At 65.7% G+C, this 1,882-nt stretch carries 1 protein-coding gene; it reads right to left on the bottom strand.

Going from position 1 to position 1,882, the window contains the following annotated elements; all coding sequences use genetic code 11:
• Positions 1-33: 33 nt before the first annotated feature.
• Positions 34-1,833: an acyl-CoA dehydrogenase family protein gene (locus ACFMPD_RS17480; protein WP_380997305.1), complete on the bottom strand. Its 1,800-nt coding sequence runs from the start codon at positions 1,831-1,833 to the stop codon at positions 34-36.
• Positions 1,834-1,882: the final 49 nt, after the last annotated feature.

Here is a 1,882-nt window from a genome sequence, read left to right as displayed (position 1 = left end):
GCTTCGCGTTCGATCTGGGTCATTTTCAGAACCTCACGCTGCCGGGTTCAGGTCGGCCGGGCTGATCGCCAGCACCGCCTGGGCGCCACCGGTCGCGGCGCTGAGCCGGGCCTGCGCCTGCGGAAAGACCTGCAAGGCATAGAATTCGGCCAGACGGATCTTGGTGGCGGCATGTGCCGAGTTGCCGCCATCGGCGATCTCGGCTGCCGCAGCGCGGGCCGCATCGCCATGCGCCCAGGTGCCCAGCGACAGGCCGAACAGTTCGAGAATGTTCATTGCCGATGCCGCCGGTGCCTGCGCGGCGCGCTCGGGGGCTTCCAGCAGCCATTCGGTGGCGGTCTCGATCGTGTCGGCGGCCTGCGCCACCCGGCGCGACAGCAGGGTCCAGTCCGCCAGATCATCGCTTTGCTCGGACAGGCTCTGCGCGCTGGCCCGCATGTCGGCAACGATTTCCGCCACCGCGGCACCTTGGTCGCGCAGGATCTTGCGCCCGATCAGGTCCAGCGCCTGAATGCCTGTGGTGCCCTCGTAGATCGTGGTGATCCGGGCGTCGCGCAGGTGCTGGGCGGCGCCGGTTTCTTCGACATAGCCCATGCCGCCATGGACCTGGACGCCCATCGATGCGACTTCGACCGCGGCCTCGGTGGAACAGCCCTTGACCACCGGGATCAGCAGATCGACCCGGCGCTGGTGATAGGCGCGCTGCGCGTCATCCGCCGAGCGGGCGGCAAAGTCCAGCGAAGCGGCGGCGCGATAGGCCAGGATGCGCGCGGCTTCGGTGCGGCTTTTCATCTGCGCCAGCATGCGGCGCACATCGGCATGTTCGATGATTGCGGCCGAGCCTTCGACGCCGGGCGCCTGACCCTGCCGGCGTTCGGCGGCATAGGCGGCAGCGTCCTGATAGGCGTGCTCGGACAGGCCGATCCCCTGGATGCCGACATTCAGGCGGGCATTGTTCATCATCGCGAACATGTATTGCAGGCCACGATTGGCCTCGCCCACCAGGTAGCCGATCGCGCCCTGATCGTCGCCAAAGGACAGGGTGCAGGTCGGGCTGGCGTGAATGCCCAGCTTGTGTTCGATCGACACGCAGCGCACGTCGTTTTCGGCCCCTGGCGTGCCATCGGGCTGGGGTATGAATTTCGGCACGACAAAGAGCGAGATGCCCTTGACCCCGGCGGGTGCGTCCGGCAGGCGGGCCAGCACCAGGTGGATGATGTTCTCGGCCAGATCGTGCTCGCCATAGGTGATGAAGATCTTTTGACCCTTGATGCGATAGGCGTCGCCATCGGGCTGTGCGGTGGACCGGATTGCCGCCAGATCAGAGCCGGCCTGCGGCTCGGTCAGGTTCATCGTGCCGGTCCATTCGCCGGTCACCAGCTTGGGCAGATAGGTGTCCTTCAACTCGTCCGAGGCATAATGCTCGATCGCCTCGATCGCGCCCTGGGTCAGCATCGGGCACAGTTGGAACGACATGTTGGCGCCGTGGAACATCTCCTGGATACAGGCGTTCACGGCAAAGGGCAGGCCCATGCCGCCATGCTCGGGGCTGGCCGAGGGGCTGTTCCAGCCCATTTCGACCAGCGTGTCATAGGCATCAGACCAGCCCTCGGGCGTGGTGACACGGCCATTGTCAAAGCCCAGACCGGCCAGATCGCCGGCGCGGTTAAGCGGCGACAGTTCCTGGGCGGCGTATTTGGCGGCCTCGTCAAGGATCGCATCCACCATGTCGGGCGTCGAATCCTCGAGGCCGGGCAGGTTTGCGAGGTCATCGAGACCGCAAAGGCGGTGCAGGACAAAGCGCATGTCCTGAAGGGGGGCGGTATAGCTCATGGCCGTGTCTCCTGTATCAGATTTTGTCGGTCAGTTCTGGGACGGCGGT

It is taken from the genome of Sedimentitalea sediminis, from assembly GCF_042687825.1.
In the GTDB taxonomy this organism is placed as follows: Bacteria; Pseudomonadota; Alphaproteobacteria; order Rhodobacterales; family Rhodobacteraceae; genus Sedimentitalea.
The sequence above is the reverse complement of the archived record's forward strand: the minus strand, read 5'-3'. Positions and strand labels throughout refer to the sequence as shown.

What these genes read in the sequence shown, in the direction of transcription:
- ACFMPD_RS17480 (WP_380997305.1), bottom strand. Translation starts at nt 1,833, where the DNA reads ATGAGCTATACCGCCCCCCTTCAGGACATGCGCTTTGTCCTGCACCGC.